The sequence below is a fragment of the Stenotrophomonas sp. GD04054 genome (assembly GCF_029836955.1).
In the GTDB taxonomy this organism is placed as follows: Bacteria; Pseudomonadota; Gammaproteobacteria; order Xanthomonadales; family Xanthomonadaceae; genus Stenotrophomonas; species Stenotrophomonas maltophilia_A.
In genome coordinates this window covers 112,060-136,291 of sequence record NZ_JAOECR010000003.1, presented here as the reverse complement: position 1 = coordinate 136,291, position 24,232 = coordinate 112,060, and the positions used below count along the sequence as shown (strand labels likewise).

20 protein-coding genes and 2 riboswitches are annotated in these 24,232 nt (G+C 67.9%); of the genes, 10 read left to right on the top strand and 10 right to left on the bottom strand.

The window, feature by feature from the left end; genetic code table 11:
- Positions 1-20: 20 nt before the first annotated feature.
- From N7573_RS03535 to N7573_RS03520, 4 genes are all read right to left on the bottom strand, one after another.
- Positions 21-3,080 carry an efflux RND transporter permease subunit gene (locus N7573_RS03535; RefSeq protein WP_279913390.1) on the bottom strand — a complete coding sequence of 1,020 codons (3,060 nt, stop codon included), beginning with the start codon at positions 3,078-3,080 and terminating at the stop codon, positions 21-23.
- Positions 3,077-6,154 carry a multidrug efflux RND transporter permease subunit gene (locus tag N7573_RS03530; RefSeq protein ID WP_279913389.1) on the bottom strand — a complete coding sequence of 1,026 codons (3,078 nt, stop codon included), beginning with the start codon at positions 6,152-6,154 and terminating at the stop codon, positions 3,077-3,079. The genes N7573_RS03535 and N7573_RS03530 overlap by 4 nt, the downstream gene beginning before the upstream one ends.
- On the bottom strand, positions 6,151-7,317 hold the full coding sequence (locus tag N7573_RS03525; protein ID WP_279913388.1) for an MdtA/MuxA family multidrug efflux RND transporter periplasmic adaptor subunit: 1,167 nt from the start codon (positions 7,315-7,317) through the stop codon (positions 6,151-6,153). The genes N7573_RS03530 and N7573_RS03525 overlap by 4 nt, the downstream gene beginning before the upstream one ends.
- 290 nt (positions 7,318-7,607) lie before the next feature.
- Positions 7,608-8,225 carry a trimeric intracellular cation channel family protein gene (locus tag N7573_RS03520; RefSeq protein ID WP_005411215.1) on the bottom strand — a complete coding sequence of 206 codons (618 nt, stop codon included), beginning with the start codon at positions 8,223-8,225 and terminating at the stop codon, positions 7,608-7,610.
- 84 nt (positions 8,226-8,309) lie between these two features.
- Positions 8,310-8,413, bottom strand: a riboswitch (glycine riboswitch).
- A gap of 13 nt (positions 8,414-8,426) precedes the next feature.
- Positions 8,427-8,516: riboswitch (glycine riboswitch) on the bottom strand.
- A gap of 40 nt (positions 8,517-8,556) precedes the next feature.
- Between N7573_RS03520 and N7573_RS03515 the strand changes: the two genes are divergently transcribed.
- From N7573_RS03515 to N7573_RS03505, 3 genes are all read left to right on the top strand, one after another.
- On the top strand, positions 8,557-8,823 hold the full coding sequence (locus N7573_RS03515) for a GIY-YIG nuclease family protein (RefSeq protein ID WP_005419660.1): 267 nt from the start codon (positions 8,557-8,559) through the stop codon (positions 8,821-8,823).
- A gap of 73 nt (positions 8,824-8,896) precedes the next feature.
- The gene (locus N7573_RS03510) at positions 8,897-9,310 is read left to right on the top strand and encodes a hypothetical protein (protein ID WP_049400991.1); all 414 of its coding nucleotides are present in this window, start codon (positions 8,897-8,899) and stop codon (positions 9,308-9,310) included.
- A gap of 68 nt (positions 9,311-9,378) precedes the next feature.
- Positions 9,379-9,810, top strand: a complete 432-nt coding sequence (locus tag N7573_RS03505) for a nuclear transport factor 2 family protein (protein WP_134952007.1) — start codon at positions 9,379-9,381, stop codon at positions 9,808-9,810.
- 87 nt (positions 9,811-9,897) lie between these two features.
- Here the strand turns inward: N7573_RS03505 and N7573_RS03500 are convergent, their stop codons facing one another.
- Positions 9,898-11,178, bottom strand: coding sequence for an NAD(P)/FAD-dependent oxidoreductase (locus N7573_RS03500; protein WP_164160837.1), 1,281 nt, complete (start codon positions 11,176-11,178; stop codon positions 9,898-9,900).
- A 123-nt stretch (positions 11,179-11,301) separates the two neighbouring features.
- Between N7573_RS03500 and N7573_RS03495 the strand changes: the two genes are divergently transcribed.
- The gene (locus tag N7573_RS03495; protein WP_005411210.1) at positions 11,302-12,081 is read left to right on the top strand and encodes an NYN domain-containing protein; all 780 of its coding nucleotides are present in this window, start codon (positions 11,302-11,304) and stop codon (positions 12,079-12,081) included.
- 113 nt (positions 12,082-12,194) lie between these two features.
- Positions 12,195-12,815, top strand: coding sequence for a glutathione S-transferase (locus tag N7573_RS03490; RefSeq protein WP_049461958.1), 621 nt, complete (start codon positions 12,195-12,197; stop codon positions 12,813-12,815).
- Between the two features lie 194 nt (positions 12,816-13,009).
- Here the strand turns inward: N7573_RS03490 and N7573_RS03485 are convergent, their stop codons facing one another.
- Positions 13,010-15,187, bottom strand: coding sequence for a primosomal protein N' (locus N7573_RS03485; protein WP_279913642.1), 2,178 nt, complete (start codon positions 15,185-15,187; stop codon positions 13,010-13,012).
- A 412-nt stretch (positions 15,188-15,599) separates the two neighbouring features.
- Here N7573_RS03485 and N7573_RS03480 point away from each other — a divergent pair, with 412 nt between their 5' ends.
- The 4 genes from N7573_RS03480 to sppA all read left to right on the top strand — a co-directional run bounded on the left by N7573_RS03480 (position 15,600) and on the right by sppA (position 20,817).
- Entirely contained in the window at positions 15,600-16,604 is a 1,005-nt protein-coding gene (locus N7573_RS03480) for a hypothetical protein (protein WP_032129681.1), read from the top strand.
- Complete coding sequence (locus tag N7573_RS03475; protein WP_277778272.1) at positions 16,597-17,175, top strand: DUF3106 domain-containing protein; 579 nt, start codon at positions 16,597-16,599, stop codon at positions 17,173-17,175. The genes N7573_RS03480 and N7573_RS03475 overlap by 8 nt, the downstream gene beginning before the upstream one ends.
- Positions 17,176-17,414: 239 nt before the next feature.
- On the top strand, positions 17,415-18,779 hold the full coding sequence (locus tag N7573_RS03470) for an MATE family efflux transporter (RefSeq protein ID WP_032129679.1): 1,365 nt from the start codon (positions 17,415-17,417) through the stop codon (positions 18,777-18,779).
- Between the two features lie 115 nt (positions 18,780-18,894).
- Positions 18,895-20,817 carry a signal peptide peptidase SppA gene (sppA, locus tag N7573_RS03465; protein WP_049400998.1) on the top strand — a complete coding sequence of 641 codons (1,923 nt, stop codon included), beginning with the start codon at positions 18,895-18,897 and terminating at the stop codon, positions 20,815-20,817.
- 73 nt (positions 20,818-20,890) lie between these two features.
- On the opposite strand, the gene N7573_RS03460 is transcribed toward sppA, so the two are convergent.
- On the bottom strand, positions 20,891-21,103 hold the full coding sequence (locus N7573_RS03460; protein ID WP_049400999.1) for a hypothetical protein: 213 nt from the start codon (positions 21,101-21,103) through the stop codon (positions 20,891-20,893).
- A gap of 111 nt (positions 21,104-21,214) precedes the next feature.
- Here N7573_RS03460 and N7573_RS03455 point away from each other — a divergent pair, with 111 nt between their 5' ends.
- Positions 21,215-21,991 carry an SDR family oxidoreductase gene (locus N7573_RS03455; protein ID WP_010481164.1) on the top strand — a complete coding sequence of 259 codons (777 nt, stop codon included), beginning with the start codon at positions 21,215-21,217 and terminating at the stop codon, positions 21,989-21,991.
- A 93-nt stretch (positions 21,992-22,084) separates the two neighbouring features.
- Here N7573_RS03455 and N7573_RS03450 read toward each other — a convergent pair whose 3' ends face one another.
- The 3 genes from N7573_RS03450 to N7573_RS03440 are packed head-to-tail and all read right to left on the bottom strand — an operon-like array spanning position 22,085 to position 24,178.
- Complete coding sequence (locus N7573_RS03450; protein ID WP_121504299.1) at positions 22,085-22,831, bottom strand: hypothetical protein; 747 nt, start codon at positions 22,829-22,831, stop codon at positions 22,085-22,087.
- 35 nt (positions 22,832-22,866) lie between these two features.
- Positions 22,867-23,544, bottom strand: coding sequence for a DUF4124 domain-containing protein (locus N7573_RS03445; RefSeq protein WP_279943076.1), 678 nt, complete (start codon positions 23,542-23,544; stop codon positions 22,867-22,869).
- A 43-nt stretch (positions 23,545-23,587) separates the two neighbouring features.
- Entirely contained in the window at positions 23,588-24,178 is a 591-nt protein-coding gene (locus tag N7573_RS03440) for a Sua5/YciO/YrdC/YwlC family protein (protein WP_019338925.1), read from the bottom strand.
- Positions 24,179-24,232 lie beyond the last annotated feature (54 nt).

The window sequence follows — 24,232 nt, the reverse complement described above, 5'->3', positions numbered from 1 at the left end:
ATGAATTCCCCGCCCCACCTTCACCGCTTCGCCCGAATCCTCGCCAAGGCCAGATACATCGCCGGGGTCGTGTACAGCGTCAACCACTGGCTGACCAGCAAGCCGCCGACAATCGCAATGCCCAGCGGTTGCCGCAGCTCCCAGCCTTCGCCGTTGGCCAGCATCAGCGGCAGCGTGCCCAGCAGCGCTGCCAGCGAGGTCATCAGGATCGGCCGCAGGCGCAACCGCGCGGCTTCCATCACTGAATCCTGCGCGCTCAGCCCGCGCCGCTCGCCGGCCAGCGCGAAATCCACCAGCAGGATGGTGTTCTTCATCACCACGCCCACCAGCAGGAACAGGCCGAGCAGGGCGATCAGGTTCAGTTCGTTGCCGAACAGCCACAGCGCCAGCAGCGCGCCGACACCGGCCGAAGGCAGGGTGGACAGGATCACCAGCGGCTGCAGGAAGCTCTCGTAGAGGATGCCCAGCACCAGGTACACCGCCAGCGTGGCGCCCAGCACCAGCCATAGCTGGCGCGCGCGCAGCTGATCCAGCCCGCCGGCTTCACCGGACAGTTTTCCCTGGACCGAACGCGGCAGCATCAGTTTCGACATCGCACCATCGATCGCCTGCGTGGCCTGTTCCAGGCCCATCCCCGGTGCCAGCGCGAACTCGATCCAGATCGAGGCGAACTGCTCGCTGTGGTACACCCGGTCCGGTGCCATGCCATAGCGCCAGCTGGCGATGCCCGACAGCGGAATGCGCTGGCCGTTGCCATCGATCACCTGCAGGCGTGACAGCGTGCCCGGGTCCTGGGTGTGCTTCGGGTCCAGCTCCATCACCACGCGGTACTGGTTGAGGCTGTCGTACAGCGTGGCGACCTGGCGCTGGCTGAAGGAGTTGTTGAGCATGTTGGCGACGGTGCGCAGGTCCACGCCGTGGCGCGCGGCTGCTTCGCGGTCGATATCCAGCACCACCTGGCGCATGCCCGCTTCACCCTGTGCTTCCACGTCAACCAGTTCGGGCAGGCCACGCAGGGCGGCAGCCACCTTCGGTGCCCATTCGCGCAGGGGCGCTGTATCGGCTGAAAGCAGCTGGAACTCGTACTTGCCGCTGCTGCCGGCGCCCTCCAGGCGGATGTCCTGGTCCACCCACAGATAGAGATTGCCGCCGGGCAGCTTGGGCAGCCGCGCGCGCAGGCGGTCGATCACCTGCTGGCTGGACACCTTGCGCTCGGCCAGCGGCTTCATCTTGATCATGATGAAGGCGTTGTTGACCCCGTTGCTGCCACCGATGTAGCCGATGATGTCCTCGATGGCCGGATCGGACAGCAACAGCTTCCTGTACGCATCGATCTTCGGTTGCATGGCCTGGAAGGACAGGCCGTCATCGCCGCGCGCGAAGCCACGCAGCTGCGCGGTGTCCTGCTTGGGCACGATGCCCTTGGGCACCTGTTGGAACAACCAGGCGTTGAGGGCGATCACGGCCACGAACGCCAGCAGCGGCCAGCGCAACCGGCGCATGCTGGCCTGCAGGGTGCGCAGGTAGGCGCCGCGCAGGCGCTCGAACAGTGCGTTGCTGCCGCGCTGCCAACGCGAGGGTTGCTGTGCGGCATCCACGAACAATCGTGCGCACAGCATCGGCACCAGGCTCAGCGCGACCAGCACGGAGACCGTCATGGCCGCCACCAGGGTCAACGAGAATTCGCGGAACAGGCGTTCGACGAAGTCGTCCAGGAACAGGATGGAGACGAACACCACGGCCAGTGCAACGTTCATCGACAGCAGCGTGGCACCGACTTCCGATGCACCCCGTACTGCCGCCTGCCAGCGGTCGGCGCCCAGTTCGCGATGGCGGGCGATGTTCTCCAGCACCACGATGGCATCGTCCACCACCAGCACGGCGGCGACGATCAGCGCCATCAATGAAAGCGTATTGAGTGAGAAGCCCATCAGCGCGATCAGCGCCAGCGTGCCGAACAGCACCACCGGAATGGCCACGCTGGGCACCAACGCTGCACGCCAGTGGCCGAGGAAGCCGAGCACCACCAGCACCACCAGCACGATCGCCAGCACCAGCGTGAGCTCTGCTTCGTGCAGGGTGGCGCGGATCACCGGCGAGCGGTCCATCACCAGCCGCATGTCCACGCCGGAGGGCAACAGCGCATGCAGTTGCGGTAGCTGCGCCTGGATGGCATCAACGGTGGCGATGATGTTGGCGCCGGGTTGGCGGCTGACGATCAGCAGCACGGCGGGGCGTTCGTTGTGGAAGCCGCTGGCGTAACGGTCTTCCACGCCATCGGCAACGGCGGCGACATCGCCCAGCCGCAGCGTGCGGTCGTCGCTGACCTTCAATGCCAGTTCGCGGTACTGCGCGGCCTGGCGCAGCTGCAGCGGCGCTTCCAGCTGCCACTGCTGGCGGTCATCGCCCACGGCACCCAGCGGGCGCATGGCGTTGGCGCGGCCGATGGCCTGGGCCACGTCCTCCAGCGCCAGGCCTGCATGGTTCAGTGCATTCGGGTCCAGCGATACACGCACGGCGGGCAAGGCGCTGCCGCCCACCTGCACTTCGCCCACGCCCGGTACCTGCGACAGCTTCTGCGCCAGCACGGTGGAGGCCAGGTCATACAGCTGGCCTGGCGAACGCGTGTCCGAGGTCAGTGCCAGCGCCAGGATCGGTGCCTGTGAGGGATTGACCTTGCGGTACTGCGGCATGCCGGGCATGCCACTGGGCAACTGCCCGCGTGCAAGATTGATGGCGGCCTGCACTTCACGCGCTGCCTCATCGATGTCGCGGCCGAGTACGAACTTCAGTTCGATCTGGGTCTGGCCCTGGGTGCTGGCCGAGTCGATGCGTGAGATGCCGGGCAGGCTGCCCAGTGCGCGCTCCAGCGGCGTGGCGACGGTGGCTGCCATCGACTCGGGCGAGGCGCCGGGCAGGCTGGCACTGACTTCAATGGCCGGGTAATCGACCTGTGGCAGTGGCGCCACCGGCAACAGGCGCAATGCCAGCAGGCCAGCCAGCACCAGCGCCACCGCCAGCAGGATCGTCGCAACCGGGCGCTGCACGCAGGCCTGCGCCAGGCGCGCGATGGGGGTCACGCGCGCGCCTCGTCAACGGCCACCGGGGACGTCGCACGGCCACGCTGCAGGCGATCAAAGGCCAGGTAGATCACCGGCGTGGTGAACAGGGTCAGTACCTGGCTGACCAGCAGCCCCCCCACCATCACCCAGCCCAGTGGCTGCCGCAGCTCGGCGCCGGAACCGCTGGCCAGCATCAGCGGCACTGCGCCGAACAGCGCGGCCAGCGTGGTCATCAGGATCGGCCGGAAGCGCAGCAGCGCGGCCTGATGGATCGCCTCGCGCGGTGACATGCCGCGTGTGCGCTGCGCGTCCAGCGCGAAGTCGATCATCATGATCGCGTTCTTCTTCACCAGGCCGATCAGCAGCACGATGCCGATCACCGCGATCAGGTCCAGGCTGCGTCCGCTTACCCACAGTGCCGCCAACGCACCGACGGTGGCCGAGGGCAGGGTGGAGAGGATGGTGATGGGGTGGATGAAGCTCTCGTAGAGCACGCCCAGCACGATGTACATCACTACCACGGCCGCCAGGATCAGCCACAACGTGGTCGACAGCGAGCTGCTGAAGGCGGCCGCCGCGCCCTGCAGGCGAAGTTCGATACTCTGCGGCAGGTTCACCTGCGCGCGCGCGGCGAGCACGGCATCCACCGCTTCGCCCAGCGAAGCGCCCGGGGCAAGATTGAACGACAGCGTGGCCGCCGGGAACTGGCCCACGTGATTGCGCAGCAGCGCGGACGGACCCACCTCTACACGCGCTACCGAACCCAGCGGTACGGTCTGTCCGGCGCTGTTGCGCACGCGCAGGCCGGTGATGGCTTCCGGTCCCGGCTGGCGCGCCGGATCGGCTTCCAGCACCACCCGGTATTGGCTGGCCTGGGTGAAGATGGTCGAGATCTGGCGCTGCCCATAGGCGTCGTACAGCGCATCGGCTACCGCTTCCACGCTTACGCCCAGGCGCGCCGCCGCATCGCGGTCTATTTCTACGCGCGCCTGCCGACCCTGCATCTGCAGATCGCTGGCGACATCACGCAGTGCAGGCGACTGGCGCAGGGCCTGCAGCAGCTTCGGTGTCCAGCGTTCCAGCGTTTCCAGATCCGGCGTGGTCAGGGTGAACTGGTACTGGGTGCGGCTGATGCGGTCTTCGATGCCCAGCTCCTGTACCGGCTGCAGGTACAGGGTGATGCCGGGGATCTTCGACACGCGCTGTTGCAGGCGCGCCATCACCACGGCGGCGCCATCGCGGTCGCCGTGCGGTTTCAGCTCGATCAGCAGGCGGCCGGTATTGAGCGTGGCATTGTTGCCGTCCACGCCGATGTAGGACGACACGCTGGCCACCGCCTCGTCGGCTTCGATGGCCGCCGCCAGCGCCTGCTGGCGCTCGCGCATGGCCTGGAATGAGATCGCCTGCGGCGCTTCGCTGATGCCCTGCACCAGGCCGGCATCCTGCACCGGGAAGAAACCCTTGGGCACGGCGAAGTACAGCGCCACGGTCAGTGCGAGGGTGGCAACGGTGGCCAGCAACATCAGCGGCTGGCGCTGCAGCACCCAGCGCAGCTGGCGGTCGTAGAGGCCGATGACGCGGTCGAAGACATCGGGCGCATGTCCAGTCTTCTCGTGCGGCTTCAGGAACCGCGCGCACAGCATCGGCGTCAGCGTCAGCGAGACCACCAGCGAAATGCCGATGGCTACAGCCAGTGTCACTGCGAACTCATGGAACAGTGCACCCACCAGGTCGGCCATGAACAGCAGCGGGATCAGCACCGCGATCAGCGAAACAGTCAGCGACACCAGGGTGAAGCCGATCTCGGCTGCGCCTTTCAGCGCTGCATCGCGGGGGCTTTCGCCTTCCTCCAGATGGCGGGTGATGTTCTCCAGCATCACGATGGCATCGTCCACCACGAAGCCGGTGGCGATGGTCAGCGCCATCAGCGTGAGGTTGTTGAGCGAATAGCCGGCCAGCAGCATCACCGCGAAGGTGCCGATGAGCGACAGCGGCACCGCGACGCTGGGAATGAGCGTGGCCGGCAGATTGCGCAGGAACACCCAGGTGACCAGCACCACCAGGCCGATGGCCAGTACCAGTTCTTTCTGCACGCCGCGCACCGACGCCCGGATCGATTCGGTGCGGTCGCTCAGTACATTCATCTGCACGCCGGCGGGCAGCGTGGCCTGCAGCTGCGGCAGCAGCGTACGCACCTGCTCGACCACGGCGATCACGTTGGCGCCGGGCTGGCGCTGGATGTTCACCAGTACTGCCGGCGTGGTACCGCTCCACGCAGCCAACTGGCGGTTCTCGGCGCCATCGGTAATGGTGGCTACATCGCCCAGCCGCAGCGGCGCGCCGTCGCGCCAGGCCAGTACCAGGGCACGGTACTCATCCACGCTGCGCATCTGATCGTTGGCATCGAGCATCACCGCGCGGATCGGGCCATCGAAACTGCCCTTGGGCAGGTTGACGTTGGCGGCGGCGATGGCGGTGCGGATGTGGTCCATGCCCAGGTTGTTGGCGGCCAGCGCCGCTGGATTGACCTGGATGCGCACCGCCGGGCGCTGGCCACCGGCCAGGCTGACCAGGCCGACGCCGGGCAACTGCGCCAGGCGCTGGGCGATGCGCGTATCCACCAGATCGTGCACCTGCGGTAGCGACAGGCCTTGCGAGGTCACCGCCAAGGTCAGGATGGGGGTGTCGGCCGGGTTGACCTTGCGGTACACCGGCGGCACCGGCAGGTCGTCGGGCAGGAAGCTGCCCGCTGCGTTGATCGCGGCCTGCACGTCTTGCTCGGCCACACCCAGCGACACCTCCAGCCCGAACTGCAGGGTGATGACCGAGGCGCCGCCGGAACTGGTCGACGACAGTTGTTTCAGACCGGGAATCTGCCCCAGCTGGCGTTCCAGCGGCGCGGTGATGGTGCGTGTGGTCAGTTCGGGGCTGGCCCCCGGATACAGCGTGGTGATCTGGATGATCGGGTAATCGACCTGCGGCAGCGCCGCCACCGGCAGCAGGCGATAGGCCAGCACGCCGGACAGCAGCAGCGCCACCATCAGGAGAGTCGTTGCGACCGGGCGCAGGATGAACGGGCGCGAGAGGTTCATGCGCCGGCCCTGGTCGCGGCCTCCTCGGTGATGATCTCCACCGCCGTGCCGTCTTCCAGCCCGTCGATGCCTTCGATCACCACCTTGTCCCCTGCGGCCAGCCCGGAGCGCACGGCCACGCGCCCATCATCGGCCGGACCGAGCACCACGGTGCGGCGCTGTGCCTTGCTGTCCTTGTCGACGATATGCACGTAGTTGCCCTGGCTGCCGAACTGCACGGCGGCATCGGGAATCAGCAGCGCGGGCTGCTCGCCCAGCTGCAGGCGGACGTTGACGAACTGGTTGGGGAACAGCGCCAGATCGTGGTTGTCGAAGTGCGCACGCAGTTTCAACGTGCCGGTGGTGGTATCGATGCGGTTGTCGACGCTGGACAGCGAGCCGCGGGCCAGCTGCCGGCGTTCTTCGCGGTCCCAGGTTTCCACCGCCAGTGCCGGTTGCGCCTGCACGGCATCGAGCAGCGCAGGCAGCTCGGGTTCGGGCACCGTGAACAGCACGCTGATCGGCGCGGTCTGCGCCAGCGTCACCAGGCCTTCGGCATCGCTGGCGCGCACCAGGTTGCCCACGTCCAAACGGCGCAGCCCGACGCGGCCACTGACCGGCGCGGTGATGCGGGTGTACTGCAGCTGCAGGCGCGCTTCATCAACAGACGCCTGATCGCTGAGGCGGCGGCCCTGCAGCTGGCGCACCTTGCTCTGCTGGTCGCTCAGTTCCTGCCCGGACACGTAGTTCTGCTTCTGCAGTTCGCGGTAGCGCTGCAGCTGGCGCTCGGCGTTTTCCAGCTCGGCCAGATTCTGCTGCTGGGTACCCTGCGCCTGTGCCAGCTTCACTTCATACGGGCGCGGGTCGATCTGCGCCAGCAGATCGCCGGCCTTCACCTGCTGGCCTTCCTGGAAATGCAGCCGTAGCAGTTCGCCATCCACGCGGCTGCGTACCACCACGCTGTGCAGCGGGGTGACCGTACCGACCGCCTTCAGGCGCAGCACCAGCGGCTCGGCGCTGGCGCGTGCCACGCGTACCGGCACCGTCTTGCCCGGCGCATCGTCGCTGCTGCCGGCACCATTCCGGGGCCACAGCCACCACGCCAGAAGGGCGGCGAGGGCGATGGCCAGCATCGCCCACAACAGGCGGGCACGACGGAAGCGGGAATTTTCGGCGACAGACATGGGGCATCCTGCGCCCTGCGCGCGCAGGGACATGCGGGCCCGTCGGCGCGTTCACGGCACCACGGGCAGCGGGGAGGGAGTTGTCTGGCGGGGCCGCGGGCGCGGCGTGGCTGGATGCCGTCGCGGCAGCGACGGGGTGACAATGGTAGCCAATCACCCCGGCCAATGCCGCATGACCATGGTCATGTTCTGCAATGCGTCGAACGGGCTCGACCAATCTTGTAGAGTCGAGCCATGCTCGACTGCGTCTGCCAGGAATAGTCGAGCATGGCTCGACTCTACGAAGAGGCTCAATGCACTTCGTCGTGGTACACGAACTTCGGCATTTCCCAGCGGTAGTGGATCGCCAGCAGGCGCAGCGCGAAGCCGCCGCCGAGGCAGCACAGGATCGCGGTGGCGTCGGCCACGCCCCAGTGCAGCAGCAACAGGTAGGCCGCGCCGGTCAGCAGCGCGATGATCGCGTACAGCTCCTTCTGGAAGATCAGCGGCACCTCGTTGCAGAGAATGTCGCGCAGCACGCCGCCGAAGGCGCCGGTCAGCATGCCGGCGATCAGCACGATCGGCATGGCATGGCCGGCCTCGCGCGCGATCGAGCAGCCGATCAGGGTGAAGGCGATCAGGCCCAGGCCATCGAGCACCAGGAAGGTGCGGCGGAAATGGTGCATCCAGCGCGCCACCCAGGTGGCGATCAGCGCCGCGCACACGGTGAAGCCCAGGTACTCGGGATGCTTCACCCAGCCCAGCGGGTAGTGGCCGAGCAGGATGTCGCGCAGCGAACCGCCCCCGAGGGCGGTGACGCAGGCGATCATGACCACCCCGAACAGGTCCATGCGGCGACGGCCGGCGGACAGCGCGCCGGTCATGGCTTCGGCGGAAATGGCGATCAGGTAGATGATGGACAGCAGCATGGGACAGGCTCCGGGCGCGGTGGGGCCGGCCATGCGCGACTACCGCCACTGCCTGCGCAATGACGGGATGACGATGACCGGTGCCGCTCCCGCTGTCCTTTTGCCTGAGAGTTCAGCGGCGTTGGCCGCGTGCCCCTTCGGCGGATCGTCCCGGGCGTGCCCGGTGACCTCTCTCCAGCTCGGCGAGTCGAATGCATGGTTGGTGGGATTCCAGCCCACCGGCCTGAGCGATCATGGGAGCCTGCGCCTTCGGCGGGCGCCAGCGCGGCGCCTCTCTCCTGCATTCGGGCGCCAGTATATCCGCTGCAGTGCAGCACGGCATAATCGGGGCATGGCCCCGTCCCTCCGCCCGTGGTTCCTGTACCTGCTCGAATGCCGGGATGGCAGCTATTACGCCGGCATCAGCACCGACGTGGACGCGCGCTTCGCCGCCCACCAGGCCGGCAAGGGCGCGCGCTACACCCGGGCCCGGCCGCCGCTGCGCGTGCTGGCCGTGCGCGAGTACCCGGACCGGGCCGCCGCCTCCCGCGCCGAATGGCAGCTCAAGCAACAGCCGCGCGAACGCAAACTGGCCTGGCTGCAGGCCCCGGTCCTGTAGATCCACGCCATGCGTGGATGGTGTGCTGGGCCATGCCATCATCGCCACATCCATCGACACAGGAAGCGGTCCGATGAAATCCTGCTGGATGCTGATGTTGACGTTCTGTATCCCCCTGTCGGCCTGCGCCCAGACTCCGCCACCGCTGCAGCACGGGCAGATCGGCAGCGCCGCCGAACTGGCCGCACAGCGCGGCCCGGACACGCCCGAGCCCATCCACCTGCGCCGCGACCAGGTGCCGCCCGATCTGGTCGACCTGATCCCGCTGGCCGAAAAATGGGGCATCGGCGATGACCTGCTGCGCGATGAGATGCAGGAACATGCCACCGACGCGGAAAAGCGCGCGATAGCTGATGCGCTGAAGCATCGGCATGCGCGCATCTCCGCCTGGCTCGACAGTTTCCCGCAGGGCCAGCCGATGACCGACGAAGCGGCCGCGTTCCTGTACATGCAGCTGAGCGTCGACGAAATGGGCCTGATGCAGTAGATCCACGCCATGCGTGGATGCGGCTTGCCCATGCGATGATCGCCCCGCGCCCAGAGCCGGAGACCCGGATGTCCACGATTGCCCTGCTGTTCGCTCTTTCCGCAGCAACGAGCCCTGCCGCCGACCCGGCCACCATCGCGGCCATCGAAGCCACCTGCCACGACTACGTCGATGGCCAGCTGGAGGCCGACCCGCAGCGTGTCGCCCGTTCCCTGCACCCGGACCTGGCCAAGCGCGCGGTGCTCGGCGATACACCCGACGAACGCCTGGGCCTGCGCCGCATGTCGAAGGAGGAACTGGTCTCGTTGACGAAACAGGGCGCGCTGAAGACCCCGAAGGATCAATGGGAACGCCGCTGCACGGTGCTGGACGTGACCGGCAACGCGGCCTCGGTGCGGCTGGAAACCCCGTGGTTCGTCGACTACTTCCACATGGGCCGCTTCGACCAGCGCTGGGTCATCGTCAACGCGCTGTGGTACCCGAAACCGAAGGCGCTGTAGAGCCGAGCCCATGCTCGGCTGCACTTCGTTCGGATTGCAGAAGCCGAGCATGGGCTCGGCTCTACAGGGACACGCCGCGCGCGGGCATTACCGTCGGGGTCGCCGGTCTTCCTGGTCATCACCGAAGATGATGCGCGCGCTGCGCTGATAGCTCCAGTACGCCACCGCCCAGTTCAGCAGCACCACGACGCGGTTGCGGAAACCGATCAGGAAGAACACGTGTGCGGCCAGCCAGAACCACCAGGCGAGGACGCCCGAGAGTTGCAGCCTGCCCAGGTGCACGATCGCGGCCATGCGGCCGATGGTGGCCAGGTTGCCGAAGTCGGCGTACTTGAAGGGACCTGGTGCCGGCTTGTCGTCCAGGCGCGCGCGGATCACCTCGGCCACGTACTTGCCCATCTGCTTGGCGGCGGGCGCGACGCCGGGTACCGGCTTGCCGTTGGCTTGATTCAGTGCGGCCAGGTCACCGGCCACGAACAGCTCGGGGTGCCCAGGCAGGGTGAGGTCCGGCTGCACCTGCACGCGGCCGGCGCGGTCCAGCGGCACATCCAGGGTGCGCGCCAGCGGTGAAGCGGCCACACCGGCGGCCCAGACCACGGTGCGGGCCGGCACGAACTGATCGCCGAGCTTGAAGCCCTGGCTGTCGATGTCGCTCACCGGGGTACCGGTCAATACTTCCACGCCCAGTTTTTCCAGTTGCCGCCGTGCCTTCAGCGAAAGCACTTCCGGGAACGAAGACAACACGCGCGGGCCGGCTTCGACCAGCCGCACCTTGGCGCTGGCCGGATCGATATGGCGGAACTCGTTGCGCAGCGTATGCCGCGCGATTTCGGCCAAGGTACCGGCCAGTTCAACACCGGTGGGGCCGCCGCCGACCACGGCAAAGCTCAACCACGCCGCTTTCTTCGCCGGGTCCGGCTCGGCCTCGGCGCGTTCGAACGCCAGCAGCAGCTTGCGGCGCAGTGCGATGGCATCGTCCAGCGTCTTCAGCCCGGGCGCATCATCGGCCCATTGGTCGTTGCCGAAGTAGGCGTGGGTGGCGCCGGTAGCCAGCAGCAGGCTGTCGTAGTCCAGCGTGCTGCCATCGGCCATGCGGATCTGCCGGGCCTGCTTGTCGATGGTCACCACTTCGCCGAGGCGGACTTCCACATTGCGCTGGTGGCCGAGGATGTGGCGCAGCGGCGCGGCGATGTCCGGCGCGGACAGGCCGGCGGTGGCCACCTGGTACAGCAGCGGCTGGAACAGATGGTGGTTGCGGCGGTCGACCAGGGTGATGCGTATGCGCTCGCGGGCCAGGGCACGGGTGGCCCAGAGGCCGGCAAAACCGCCGCCGACAACAACCAGGTGGGGAACGCGCTCGCGACTCATCGACTCACTCCAGTGGGGGCATTGGGGGAAGCGCCTGGCATCTTCGCACGATGGCGCCCTGTCACGTCAGCGCCCGCATGGATCGGCGATACTCGGGTTCAGGCAACCGCCCGTGAGGAGCCCATGAGCGAACCGGAAAAGCGCATCGCCCTGTTGATCGACGCCGACAATGCGCCGGCCTCGAAGATCGACGAGGTCCTGGCTGAAGTCGCCCGCTACGGCGTGGCCAACGTGCGCCGCGCCTATGGCAACTGGAAGAGCCCGCGGTTGAAGGGTTGGGAGGCCGTGCTGCACGAATATGCGATCCGCCCGATCCAGCAGTTCGCCTACAGCAAGGGCAAGAATGCCTCGGACATGGCGATGGTGATCGATGCCATGGACCTGCTGTACGCGCGCAATCTCGATGGCTTCGCCATCGTGTCCAGCGATGCCGATTTCACCCCGATGGTGATGCGCCTGCTGACCGATGGCGTGAAGGTGTATGGCTTCGGCGAGAAGAAAACCCCGGAGCCGTTCGTCAACGCGTGCTCGAAGTTCACCTATCTGGAAGCGCTGGGCCAGACCCATGCCAGCGTGCCGGATACCGAACAGGCGTCCAGCGAACAGGCATCGAACGAGCCGGTGGCCAACGACGATGCGCGCCCGCGCAAGAGTGGTGCGGAAATGCGCAGCGACACGCGGCTGGTGAAGATGCTGCGCCGCGCGGTGTCCGCGGCCGAGGGCGAGGATGGCTGGTCGCATCTCGGCCCGGTCGGCAGCCAGATCGGCAACCAGGCGTCGTTCGACCCGCGCAACTACGGTTACGGCAAGCTCAGTGACCTGCTGGCGGCGATCGGGCTGTTCGAGCTGAAGAAGGACGGCAAGTCCTCCTACGTGCGCGCGCTGCCGAAGAAAAACCGGTAGTGCCGGCCGCTGGCCGGCAGCGCGCAGATGCCCGATTCCACATCCGCCACCCACACACCCACTCCGATCAGGCGTATCGTTGCCGCTCGCATTGCCAGCAAGGAAAAACCCGCATGTTGAAGATCTGGGGCCGCCGCAATTCCAGCAACGTCCGCAAGGTGCTGTGGTGCGCCGAGGAAATCGGCCTGCCGTACGAATCCATCGAGGTTGGTGGCAGCCATGGCGGCACGCAGACGCCGGAGTACCTGGCGATGAATCCCAACAGCCTGGTGCCGGTGATCGAAGACCATGGCCTGCCGCTGTGGGAATCGAATGCCATCGTGCGCTATCTGAGTGCGCGCTACGCGCTGGGCACGCTGTACGCCGAAGACCCGATGGAACGCGCCCAGGCCGAGAAGTGGATGGACTGGAGCACCTCGCGCATGGCGCCGCTGTACACCGACCTGATCTGGGGCATCATGCGCACCGCCCCAGCTGACCGCGACGAAGCGCGCATCAATGCCGCCATCGTGCGTGCCGGTGACTACCTGGCGATGGCCGATGCCACGTTGGCCAGACAGCCGTGGCTGTCGGGCGAGACGTTCGCGATGGGTGACATCCCGCTGGGCTCGCTGATCTATGCCTGGTTCGAACTGCCCATCCAGCGCCCGGACCTGCCGCACCTGGCCGACTGGTACGCCCGCCTGCGCGAACGCCCGGCCTACCAGCGCGGCGTGATGTCGCCGCTGACCTGAGGGGTAGCGCCGGGCCATGCCCGGCGAGCGTGGTATGCGGAGGACCGCCGGGCATGGCCCGGCGCTAGCGTTCGTCTGCCTCAATACAGATCCGTCGGGTCCATACGGACCGACGGTAGAGTCGAGCTTGCTCGACTGTTTCTGGCGCACGGCAGTCGAGCAAGCTCGACTCTACGCAGCATTGGGCAGCGCCCTCAATACAGATCCGTCGGATCCACATCCAGCGACCAGCGCACCTTGCGTGCCTCCGGCAGCGCATACAGCTGCGGCACCAGCTGGGCCAGCACGCCATGCAGCGGTGGCCGCTGAAGCGCGGACAGCAACAGCTGCGTGCGCTGGTAACCGGCACGCCGCGGCATTGGCGCCGGCATCGGCCCGTAGGCCTCGACCACATTCTGTTCCCCCAGCAGTTGCCGCGCCGCCAGCAGGAACGCATTGGCATGCTCGACCTGCTGTGCCTCGGCGCGCATCAGTGCCAGATGCGCGAACGGCGGGAATCCGGCGGCCTGGCGCTGGTTCAACTCGGCCTGCGCGAACGGGTGGTAGCCACCGCTCACCAGGGTTTCCAGCAGCGGATGCCCGGGGTGATGGGTCTGCAGCCAGACCTCACCAGGATCACGTGCACGTCCCGCGCGTCCTGCGACCTGAATCAGCTGCTGCGCCAGTTTCTCGCTGGCGCGGAAGTCCGCGGAGAACAAACCTTCGTCGATGCCCACCACCACCACCAGTGTCAGCTTCGGCAGGTCGTGGCCCTTGGCCAGGATCTGCGTGCCGACCAGGATGCCGGGGTGGTCGCCCAGCCTCGCCAGTTGCTGTTCCAGTGCGTCGCGTCGTGAGGTGGTGCCGCGGTCGATGCGCACCACCGGAAAATCGGCGAAGGCGGCGGTGAGGTGCTCTTCCAGGCGTTCGGTACCGATGCCCTGTGGCTGCAGCGCCAGGCTGCCGCAGGCCGGGCATGCCAGCGGCGCCGGTTGCCGCGCACCGCAGTGGTGACACTGCAGCCGGCGGCCGCCACCATGCACGGTCATCGGAGCATCGCAGCGGTTGCACGGTGCGGTCCAGCCGCAGTCGTGGCACAGCAGCACCGGCGCATAGCCACGGCGGTTCTTGAACACCAGCACCTGCTGGCCACGCTGCAGGTGCTCGCCGATGCCGGCCAGAACATCGGCCGAGAGGCCATCGTGCAATGGCCGTTTGCGCACATCAAGGATGCGCACGCGCGGTGGTCGTGCATCGCCGGCACGCTGCTTCAGGCGCAGGTGGGTGTAGCGCCCGGCATAGGCGTTGTGCAGTGTTTCCAGCGAGGGCGTGGCACTGCCGAGCAGCACGGGAATGCCGAGCGCCTTGGCGCGCACCAGGGCGAAATCGCGCGCGTGGTAGCGGATGCCGTCCTGCTGCTTGTAGCTGCCGTCATGTTCCTCGTCGATGATCAGCAGACCGGCCTGCGGCAGCGGCGTGAACACTGCCGAGCGGGTGCCGACAATGACCCGTGCTTCACCACGTGAGGCGGCTGCCCAGACGCGAGCGCGCTCGTTATCGTTCAAGCCCGAATGCAGCGCATGCACGGCGATGCCGAGGCGGCCGCGGAAGCGTGCCAGGGTCTGCGGAGTCAGGCCGATTTCCGGCACCAGCACCAGCGCCTGCCTGCCCTGTGCCAGGCAATGGATGATCGCCTGCAGGTAGACCTCGGTCTTGCCGCTGCCGGTCACGCCATCCAGCAGGAAAGGCTGGAAGCCGTCGGCGGCGTTGATCGCAGTCACGGCCTCGGCCTGGTCCGGGTTGAGCGTGGGCCCGGGCAACGGCTGCGCATGCTGCGGTGCCACCGTCATCGCCACGCGCTCGGCCAGTGCACGCTTGGCCAGACTGCGTGCGGCGGTGCGCCAGTCCTCCATGCGTTCGCCCAGTACGTCTTCATCCACCACGGCCTCGGCCAGCAGTTCGGCCAACTGCCGCGGGCGGCTGCCGGCGCGCAGCTTCCCGCGCTGGGCATGGCCTTCGGGTGTCAGTTGCCAGCCCCAGTGATGGGTGTCGGGCAGGGCCTCGCCGTGGCGCAGCGGGCCGGGCAGGGCGGTGCTGAGTACTTCGCCCAACGGCGCGTGGGTGTAGCGCGCCAGCCACTGCAGGCTCTGCCACAGCTCACCCTGCAGCAGCGGCTGCGGGTCGCACCAGGTCAACGCCTGGCGGAGTCCCTGGCCGTCGTCGGTCTGGCCGTGTCCCACCACCACACCGACCAGCTCACGGTTGCCGAACGGCACCTTCAGGCGGCAGCCGACCGCAACCGTGGGGGCCACGCCCTCCGGCGACAGGTAGTCGAACAGGCGGGGCAGGGGGACGGGCAGGGCGACCTGCAGGGTCGGAATCGGTGAAAGCATCGGGCCAGTGTACCGGGCCATGCGCGCGCGAATGGCGGGGTGGGCGGCGGCGGGACGGCGCCCGTTGAATCATAAATGTCACCTAAATATCGGTGTCCATTGGAGATTCAGTCTTATCCACATGTTCTGTGGATAACGCTGTGCGTTACCGGTCGGCGGGCGCGCAGGAGGCCGATGGCGACGGCCTCACGCTCCGGTTGGTCAAAAAATCGCCATACTTTAAAATCCATCAAAATCAATTGCTTAAGTGTGAAACAATGCTGAAACAGAGTGAATTCAGCTGGATGCCACAGTTTCCTGCGCAGGCAGCGTGGTGCTGTGCACAACCTGCAGCACGAAGTGCCTGTGGGCGCAAGTCCTACGGGCGCCGATTGCCTGCCGCTATCATGCGGGCAGACCTTTGGAGTGATCGATGACGGCTGTGCCCGCCCCTGTTTCCTCGACCGCGGCCGGCGCGCTGTCGGCGTTCCTGCGAGGTGTTGAACGCCGCGCCCTGGTGGTGGCTGAACTGCAGTGCGGCGATGCTGCCCGGGCCGAACAGACACTGGTGGCGGTGATGCGCGCGTTTGCGGCGGTCGCCAGTGACCTGCCGATGGCGCAGTGGCCAACCCGCTTCTGGACCCTGCTGGGCCAGCGCCAGGCGCTGCGTGAGCCGGTGGGCGGCCAGTGGGAGCCGCCGCTTGCCGCCTTGGGCCAGATGGGACCGTTGCCGCGCCTGGCGCTGTTGCTGCGGGTGGGCGGCAGCCTGGATGAAGGTATCGCCACGCGCGTGCTCGACCAGGACGAAGCCGGCTACCAGCAGTTGCTGGCCGATGCCTGCCCGCGTGACGCGCACGGCCAGCCCGACGCCTCGGCCTGGCGCCAGCTGGCCGAACAGGTGCAGCTGCGCATCCGCGATCTGCCCGTCAAACGCCTGCAGCAGCTGCAACAGCCGGCCGCACCGACGAACAGCAGTGAAGCGCCGACCTCCAGCTGGCGCACCCCGCAGCGCGACGAGCGGGCTGCAGCCACTGGCAAGCGCCGCCGCGCCAATGCCAAGCCGCGCTGGCGCGGTCCGTTGATCCTGCTGATAACCGTGGTGGTACTGCTGGCCGCCGCGCTGGGCTGGCGCCATTGGCAGGGACATTCGTTCGGCAGCGACGCACCGCTGCCGGAAGGCGTGGTTGGTGAGGCGGGTCCCGTCACGGTGGAAGCACTGCCGCCGAGCAAGGTCAATGCCACGCCGGACGCGACCCCTGCGCAGGCGACGGACGACGCCACGATGCTGGCCGACCGCGACTATCCGCTGGTGGCCGATGCCGATCTGTATGCGTGGACCGCCGCGGGCGGCCCGCTGCCGGTGGACGAGTCGCAATCCAAGCCGAGCCGGCCGGAGCCGGCCAGCGCCACGCTGGAAACCGCTGCTGCCGATGAATAAGACCGTATTCGCCAGCCTGCTGCTGGCCCTGCCGTTGTCGCTGTCCGCCGCGCCGCAGACCTTGAACGTGCCGCTGCCGCCGCCAGTGCCGGGCAGTTCACCGGTGGCCCCGGCCACCACGGGTACGACGCCCGCTGCGTTCGCCCAGCTCGATGCCCAGCAGCAGCGCCAGCGCCGCGCCGACTACGCCGCATGGCGGGCATTGCCGGAGGGCGAGCGTGAGCGGATCCGTCAGGCCGCTGCGCGATTCAATGCGTTGCCGGCCGACCAGCAGCAGCGCCTGCGCCAGCAGTTCCAGGCGCAGGACCAGGCCTTCCGCGAAGGCTGGCGGCTGGGCCCGCAGCTGGGCCTGGAGTTCCCCAAGCTGCACGGCCTGTTCGGCTTCGTGCCGCCGGAACAGCGCGAGGCCGCGCTGGCCGTGCTGCGCCAGCTCAGCCCGGCGCAGCTGGCCCAACTGACCCTGGTGGCACAGCGCACGCCACCGCAGGAGCGCGACAAGGTCCGCGGCGCGTTCCTCGCGGTGCCGCCGGCCGAGCGCGATACCTGGCTCAAGCGCCAGGCTGGGCAGTAGAAAGAAAAGGGGACGGAGGGGATTAAGTCGTATTCGGCACAGTCGGGCTTGAAACGACTTAATCCCCTCCGTCCCCTTTTTCTGTTCGTAACGCGATCGCAACGCGTGATGCCGGGGCCTGCCGGAACCCAGCATTCACGCCATGTCATGGGAATGCGCGCGCTGCACGCGTAAGATGGCGGCCCGCAACCCGGTGCCTGTGCCCTTCGCGCGCAACCGTAGTTCGCGTCAAGCACCTTATGTCTACTGCAACCTCCACGCCGCGCTTCAGCAAGGAAGTCGGCGCTACCGGTCTGCTCGCCCTGCCGCTTGTGCTCGGGCATGTGTCCACCGGTCTGATCTCCTTCGTCGACAACGTCATTGCCGGCCACCACGCCACGGCGACCCTGGCCGCGGTGACCATCGGCACCGCCCTGCTGTGGCTGCCGATGCTGATCCCGATCGGCACCCTGATCTCGCTCACCGCCTCGGTGTCGCAGCTGCATGGCGCCGGCCGCGAGCGCGAGATCGGCCCGCTGTTCCGCCAGGCACTGTGGCTGGCGCTGGGCCTGGGCCTGATCATGTTCACCTTCCTCACCGTGGTGCCGCCGCTGCTGCCTGCGTTCGGCATCGCACCGGACATCGTGCCGGGGGCCACCGCGTTCCTGCATGCGGTGCGCTGGGGCGGACCTGCGCTGACCCTGTACTTCTGCATGCGCTATCTCAGCGAGGGCATGCACTGGACGCTGCCGACCATGCTGCTCGGCTTCGGTGGCCTGCTGGTGCTGGCACCGATGGGCTACGTGCTGGCCAACGGCAAGCTCGGCTTCCCGGAAATGGGCGCCGAGGGCCTGGGCATCGCTTCGGCGGTGATGATGTGGCTGCAGGCGATCGCCTTCGCCACCTACCTGTGGTTCACCAAGCGCTTTGCCCACCTGCAGCTGTTCTCGCACTTCGAAGGACCGCGCTGGAAGGCGATCTGGGACCTGCTGCGCACTGGCCTGCCGATCGGCATCACCGTGCTGATGGAGGGCGGCCTGTTCATCGTTACCGCGCTGCTGATCGGCCGCCTTGGTGCCAATGAAGCGGCCGCGCACCAGATTGCGATCAACGTCGCCCAGCTGTGCTTCATGATCCCGATGGGCGTGGCCGAGGCCACCACCGTGCGCGTCGGGCATGCGGTCGGCCGTGGCGATGGCTTCGGCGTGCGGCGCGCGGCCTGGGCCGGCTACGCGATCATCATGGGTACGCAGACGTTGTCGGCAGCGGTGCTGCTGTTCGGCCATGACGCCATCGTCGGTGTCTACACCAACGACCTGGCGGTGGCCGGCCTGGCCTCCACCCTGCTGCTGTACGCGGCCACCTTCCAGTTCCCGGATGGCATCCAGGTGCTGTCGGCCGGCGCGCTGCGCGGGCTGAAGGACACCCGCGTGCCGATGTTCATCGCCATGTTCGCGTACTGGGGCCTGGGCATGCCGCTCGGCGCCGGGCTCGGCCTGGGCCTGGGCATGGGCCCGCAGGGCATGTGGATCGGCCTGATCGTCGGCCTGACCGCCGCCGCCATCCTGATGGGCTGGCGCCTGCGTCGCAGCAGCCTGCGCATCGGCCAATCGATGTTGTCCTGATCGTCCCGCCCGCCCTGCCGACCCATGGCGGGCGATCCCCTGACTTGTGTCCGATGCCGCATCACACGGCACCGGCTATGCTGGCACCACGGCAAGAAGCCATCCGGAGCGTTCCATGAATCAACCCGTGCCCCCGCTGCCCCCGGCGCGTCGCAACCCCGTCGCCAGTTTCTTCATCGGGCTGTGGGACGTCATGAACTTCACCCGCCGGTTGATCCTCAACCTGGTGTTCTTCGGCCTGCTGTTCCTGCTGCTGGTGATGTTCGTCATCGCCGCCGGCATGGGCGCCGGTGCCAGCAAATCGCTGCAGGACCGTACTACCCTGGTGATCGCGCCGGAAGGCCGCCTGGTCGAGCAGTTCAGCGCTGACCCGGTCAGCCGCGCGCTGGCCAAGGCGGTGGGCGACAACGGTGCCGAAGAGATCCAGCTGCGCGACCTGCTGCGGGTGATCGAGTCGGCCAAGGAAGACAAGAAGATCGAGCGCGTGGTGCTGGAGCTGGACAAGCTGCAGCCGTCGGGCTTCGCTTCGCTGCGTGAAGTGGCCGCGGCACTGCAGGACCTGCGTGCGTCCGGCAAGCAGCTGGTGGCCTACAGCGAGAGCATGGGCCAGTCGCAGTACCTGCTGGCCGCACAGGCCGACGAGGTCTACCTGGACCCGATGGGGTCGGTGGTGCTCGAGGGCCTGGGCCGCTATCGCCAGTACTTCCGCACCGGCCTGCAGGACAAGCTGGGTGTGGACGTGCACCTGTTCAAGGTGGGCGAGTACAAGTCCGCCGCCGAACCCTACGTGCTCGACGCCGCTTCGCCGGCCTCCAAGGAAGCCGACCTGTTCTGGATGAACGACGTGTGGCAGCGCTACCTGGGCGACATCGCCAAGGCCCGTCGCCTGGATCCGGCACAGCTGGCCGCCGGCATCGACACGCTGCCGGAAGGCATCGCCGCTGCCGGTGGTGACCTGGCCAAGTTCGCCCTGCAGCAGAAGCTGGTGACGTCGCTGAAGACCCGCGAGGAATTCGAGGATCTGATGATCGAGCGCGGCGTGGCTGACGACGATGCCGACGGTGGTTTCCGCAACATCGACTTCGGCTCCTACCTGGGCCAGCTCGATGCGCGCCGCAACCCGGTCGACAGCCGTCCGCAGGTGGCGGTGGTGGTGGCTGCCGGCGAAATCAGCGGTGGCGACCTGCCGGCCGGCCGCATCGGTGGCGAATCGACCTCGGCGCTGCTGCGTGCCGCGCGTGACGACGAGAACGTGAAGGCCGTGGTGCTGCGCGTGGATTCGCCGGGTGGTGAAGTGTTCGCCTCCGAGCAGATCCGCCGCGAAGTGGTGGCCCTGCAGGCCGCCGGCAAGCCGGTGGTGGTGTCGATGGGCGACCTGGCCGCCTCCGGTGGCTACTGGATCAGCATGAATGCCGATCGCATCTATGCCGATCCGTCGACCATCACCGGTTCGATCGGCATCTTCGGCATGGTGCCGAACTTCAGCCGCGCGCTGGACAAGATCGGCGTGCACACCGACGGTGTCGGCACCACCCGTTTCGCCGGTGCGTTCGATGTCACCCGCCCGATGGATCCGGCCGTGGGCCAGGTCATCCAGTCGGTGATCAACAAGGGTTACGCCGACTTCACCGGTCGCGTCGCCGACGCCCGCAAGAAGCCGGTCGAGGCCGTCGACGAAGTGGCCCGTGGACGCGTGTGGAGCGGTGCGCAGGCCAAGGAACGTGGCCTGGTCGATGCCTTCGGTGGCCTGAAGGATGCGGTGGCCGATGCCGCCAGCCGCGCCAAGCTGGGCAAGGCTGATGCCTACCGCGTGCGTTACATCGAGAAGGCGGCAACGCCGTTCGCGCAGTTCGTCAGCGGTTTCGCCGGCAGCCGTGCAGGTGCCTGGATGCTGTCCGACTCGGGCATGGCGCGGATGGTGCTGGCGCGCACGATGCCGGAAGTGGATACGCAGCTGCGCTTTGTCGAGAACGCGGCCCGCGAGAAGGGCAACGGCACGCCGGTGAAGGCGCTGGCGTACTGCTTCTGCGGGTTCTGATCGGAAGCCATCCACGCACGGCGTGGATCTACTGGAAGCGCCCGGCCTCGGCCGGGCGTTTTCGTCTGCGGGGTTACTGCGTCGCGTCGGCCTCGGCCTTGCGCTCACGCGCGGCGGCATCGTCCACGGTCTTCTGCACGCCCTTGGCGCGGTCCAGCGGTTCGTTGATTGCGCGCGACATCGCCCGGGGCACCGGTGGCTTTTCCGGGTTCGGCGCCGGTGGGCGCTGGCAGCCCGCCAGTAGCGCGGTGGCCAGCAGGGACGTGGACAGGATCAGGATGCGCATGGCGGCACTCCGTGATGGGCGTGCGGGCAGTGTCGCATCCTCGGCAGGGGGCGGCCGTGAGCGCGTATCCTTGCCGCATCGAAACACAGCGGGCGCGGCCCGGGAGAACACATGACCCAGCAACGGTGGCGCCTGGACGGCCAGACCGCCCTGATCACCGGCGCCAGCGCCGGCATCGGCCTGGCCATCGCGCATGAACTGGCTGGCTTCGGCGCCGATCTGATGATCGTCGGCCGTGATATCGACATGCTGGAGACCGCGCGCGACGAACTGCTGGACGTGTATCCGCAGATGCAGGTGCATGCGCTGGCCGCCGATGTCTCCGACGACGAGGACCGCCGCCAGATCCTGGACTGGGTGGAGGACCATAGCGATGGCCTGCACATCCTGGTCAACAACGCCGGCGGCAACGTCACCAAGGCGGCCACGGAGTATTCCGAGGACGAATGGCGGAAGATCTTCGAGACCAACCTGTTCTCGGCCTTCGAGCTGTCGCGCTATGCACATCCGTTGCTGGCACGCCACGCGTCGTCATCCATCGTCAACGTCGGCAGCGTGTCCGGCCTGACCCATGTGCGCAGCGGCGTGGTCTACGGCATGACCAAGGCGGCGATGCATCAGATGACCCGCAACCTGGCCGTCGAGTGGGCCGAGGATGGCATCCGGGTCAACGCGGTGGCGCCGTGGTACATCCGCACGCGGCGCACGTCCGGTCCGTTGGCGGACCCGGACTACTACGAGGAAGTGATCAACCGCACGCCGATGCGTCGTATCGGCGAGCCGGAGGAAGTGGCCGCAGCCGTGGGCTTCCTGTGCCTGCCGGCGGCCAGCTATGTGACCGGCGAGTGCATCGCGGTGGACGGCGGTTTCCTGCGCTACGGGTTCTGATCTTTCAGCAGGTAGTGCCGGCCGCTGGCCGGCAACTGCAACCATCTGAAGATCCTGTGGTTGCCGGCCAGCGGCCGGCACTACCGGTGGGTCTCACCCTGGTACCGGGCAGTTGCTGGCCTCCAGCACGCCCTGCAGCCGTTCGCGTTCACCGCGCGCGGTATCGCGGTTCTCCGGCGCGGCGAAGCGCTCACGGCCGCGGGCATCGCGGAAGCGCTGCTGCCAACCACCGCAGCGCTGCGCTTCGGGAAGCGCTTCGCAGTGGTCGCGCACCACTTCACAGCTGGCGGCATTCACCGGCGTCACTCCGCCAAGGCCCTGTACCGTCATCAGCTCGCAGCGGCCGGGCGCGGCTTCGTACTCGTACAGGTAGCCGCCGCCCTGGCTGTCGGTGCACTGGAAGATCGGAGGAAGCGGCGGCTTCGGTGGACCGTCACCTGCGGCGGCGCGGGCCTCGGCATCGCGGCGCAGCGTCGCGCTGTCGAGGATCTGGTCGTCTCCTGCGTGTTCGACCATGCCTGCTTCCATGATCGTGCGTCCTTCGTCCGCGCGTCGTGGTTCTGCTGGGGCCGCAGGGGCAACGGCCGGTCCGGACGGCACCGGCGCGGGTGTTTCAACGGGCGCGGATGCAGGTTCGGCGGCTACAGGCGCAGCGGCGGCCGGCTGCGAGTTGGCCGGGTCGGGGATGCGCAGCACCTGCTGCTTGCTGCCGGTGGCGCACGGCGTGCGCTGCAGGGTAGGGACGTCACTGCTGCTGGAGGTACAGCGGTAGATCACGCCCTCTTCGGCCAACGCGCTTCCGGGCAGCAGCACCAGGAGCAGCCAGATCACTCGGTTCATGCGCACAGCGTACAGGCTGCGACGGCGTGCTGCGCTCAGCGTTCGCAATCGCGCGACAGGCGCGCATCGATACCGCGCTGTTCGTTGCTGATGGCGGTGCGTTCACTCTGCAGCGCGCTGTTGTAACGGCGATCCAGCTCCCAGCGGCGGTCACTCAGCCGTGCGCAGACTTCCTGTGGTGGCAACGCATGGCAGCTGTCGCGGACCAGCACGCTGCCGGCCGGCACCTGCACGCCCATGCCGATCGAAGGGGGGCGATAACCTGTGCCTTCGCTGATCGGCGTGCCGATGGCCGGGCGTGGTCCGGGGTAGGCCGGACCACGATGACCGTGTGGCAGCCAGACGCTGGTCCACAACGGCACCCAGCGCGGATTGCCCTCGTTGTTGTCGCTGGTATAGCGCTGGCCGTCCTCGCTCACGCACTCGTACATCGGCTGCGGCGGCTGGATGTAGACGTGGCGGACTTCACGCTCGCGGATGACCGGGGTTTCGCTGGGCGGCGGAGGCGTGGCATCACTGCGCACCACCCGTGGAGCGGGATCGCGCGGGCGCTGCAGGTCGCGCACCTGCTGGCGGCCGCTGTTGCACGGCCTGTCCTGCAGGGCGACGGCACCGTTGCTGGCAACGCAGCGGTAGACACGCACGTCCTCGGCCGCGGGTGCCGTCCACGGCAGCAGCAGGCACAGGCTCAAGGTGGTGCGCAGCAGGGTCATGGCGGCAGGGTGCGTGATTGTCCGCAGCAGCGCAATCGCCGGCTCAGGAGCGCAGCACGTTGCCGCTGAGCGCGTCGCGGATCGGGGTGGGCTGGGCCAGGCCGCCGGTCTGCCCATCGAGGATGCCGTCGAGCAGGCGCAGCAGGCGCGGGTCCAGTTCTTCGCGGCTGCGTGCCGGTGGTTCGCCGGCCAGGTTGGCGCTGGTGGAGACCAGCGGGCCGCCCCAGGCGCGGCAGAGTTCGGCCACCAGCGGGTGCGCGCTGATGCGCACCGCGATACCGCTGTGTTCGCCGGTGACCCAGGGCTGCGCGCGCGGGCCGGCAGGCAGGATCCAGGTGTTGGCACCGGGCCAGCTGGCCAGCACCGCGCGCTGGCGGGCGTCGGGCAGCGCCTGCAGCCGCACCCAGCCTTCCAGCTGCGCCAGTTCGGCCGCGACCAGGATCATGCCTTTCTCGATCGGGCGCTGCTTCAGCCGCAGCACCATGTGCACCGCAGCTTCGTGCGAGGGATCACAGCCCAAGCCCCAGACCGCTTCGGTCGGGTAGGCGATCACGCCGCCCGCGCGGAGCGTGGCGACAGCAGAGTCCAGGGTGAGTTCTTTCATGGCGGCGACCGGCCCGGCGTGGGCCTTCATTATCCCCCTGCCGCGTGCAGAAGGGGTGGACCCTGGCACCCGGTAGTGCCGGCC

Excerpts from the sequence above, each read along its gene's own strand:
- N7573_RS03450 (WP_121504299.1), bottom strand. The coding sequence starts at position 22,831 with ATGAACCGAGTGATCTGGCTGCTCCTGGTGCTGCTGCCCGGAAGCGCG.
- N7573_RS03440 (WP_019338925.1), bottom strand. The coding sequence starts at position 24,178 with ATGAAGGCCCACGCCGGGCCGGTCGCCGCCATGAAAGAACTCACCCTG.
- N7573_RS03520 (WP_005411215.1), bottom strand. The coding sequence starts at position 8,225 with ATGCTGCTGTCCATCATCTACCTGATCGCCATTTCCGCCGAAGCCATG.
- N7573_RS03485 (WP_279913642.1), bottom strand. The coding sequence starts at position 15,187 with ATGCTTTCACCGATTCCGACCCTGCAGGTCGCCCTGCCCGTCCCCCTG.
- sppA (WP_049400998.1), top strand. The coding sequence starts at position 18,895 with ATGAATCAACCCGTGCCCCCGCTGCCCCCGGCGCGTCGCAACCCCGTC.
- N7573_RS03530 (WP_279913389.1), bottom strand. The coding sequence starts at position 6,154 with ATGAACCTCTCGCGCCCGTTCATCCTGCGCCCGGTCGCAACGACTCTC.
- N7573_RS03445 (WP_279943076.1), bottom strand. The coding sequence starts at position 23,544 with ATGACCCTGCTGCGCACCACCTTGAGCCTGTGCCTGCTGCTGCCGTGG.
- N7573_RS03525 (WP_279913388.1), bottom strand. The coding sequence starts at position 7,317 with ATGTCTGTCGCCGAAAATTCCCGCTTCCGTCGTGCCCGCCTGTTGTGG.
- N7573_RS03480 (WP_032129681.1), top strand. The coding sequence starts at position 15,600 with ATGACGGCTGTGCCCGCCCCTGTTTCCTCGACCGCGGCCGGCGCGCTG.
- N7573_RS03510 (WP_049400991.1), top strand. The coding sequence starts at position 8,897 with ATGAAATCCTGCTGGATGCTGATGTTGACGTTCTGTATCCCCCTGTCG.
- N7573_RS03490 (WP_049461958.1), top strand. The coding sequence starts at position 12,195 with ATGTTGAAGATCTGGGGCCGCCGCAATTCCAGCAACGTCCGCAAGGTG.
- N7573_RS03500 (WP_164160837.1), bottom strand. The coding sequence starts at position 11,178 with ATGAGTCGCGAGCGCGTTCCCCACCTGGTTGTTGTCGGCGGCGGTTTT.
- N7573_RS03460 (WP_049400999.1), bottom strand. The coding sequence starts at position 21,103 with ATGCGCATCCTGATCCTGTCCACGTCCCTGCTGGCCACCGCGCTACTG.
- N7573_RS03505 (WP_134952007.1), top strand. The coding sequence starts at position 9,379 with ATGTCCACGATTGCCCTGCTGTTCGCTCTTTCCGCAGCAACGAGCCCT.
- N7573_RS03455 (WP_010481164.1), top strand. The coding sequence starts at position 21,215 with ATGACCCAGCAACGGTGGCGCCTGGACGGCCAGACCGCCCTGATCACC.
- N7573_RS03470 (WP_032129679.1), top strand. The coding sequence starts at position 17,415 with ATGTCTACTGCAACCTCCACGCCGCGCTTCAGCAAGGAAGTCGGCGCT.
- N7573_RS03475 (WP_277778272.1), top strand. The coding sequence starts at position 16,597 with ATGAATAAGACCGTATTCGCCAGCCTGCTGCTGGCCCTGCCGTTGTCG.
- N7573_RS03495 (WP_005411210.1), top strand. The coding sequence starts at position 11,302 with ATGAGCGAACCGGAAAAGCGCATCGCCCTGTTGATCGACGCCGACAAT.
- N7573_RS03515 (WP_005419660.1), top strand. The coding sequence starts at position 8,557 with ATGGCCCCGTCCCTCCGCCCGTGGTTCCTGTACCTGCTCGAATGCCGG.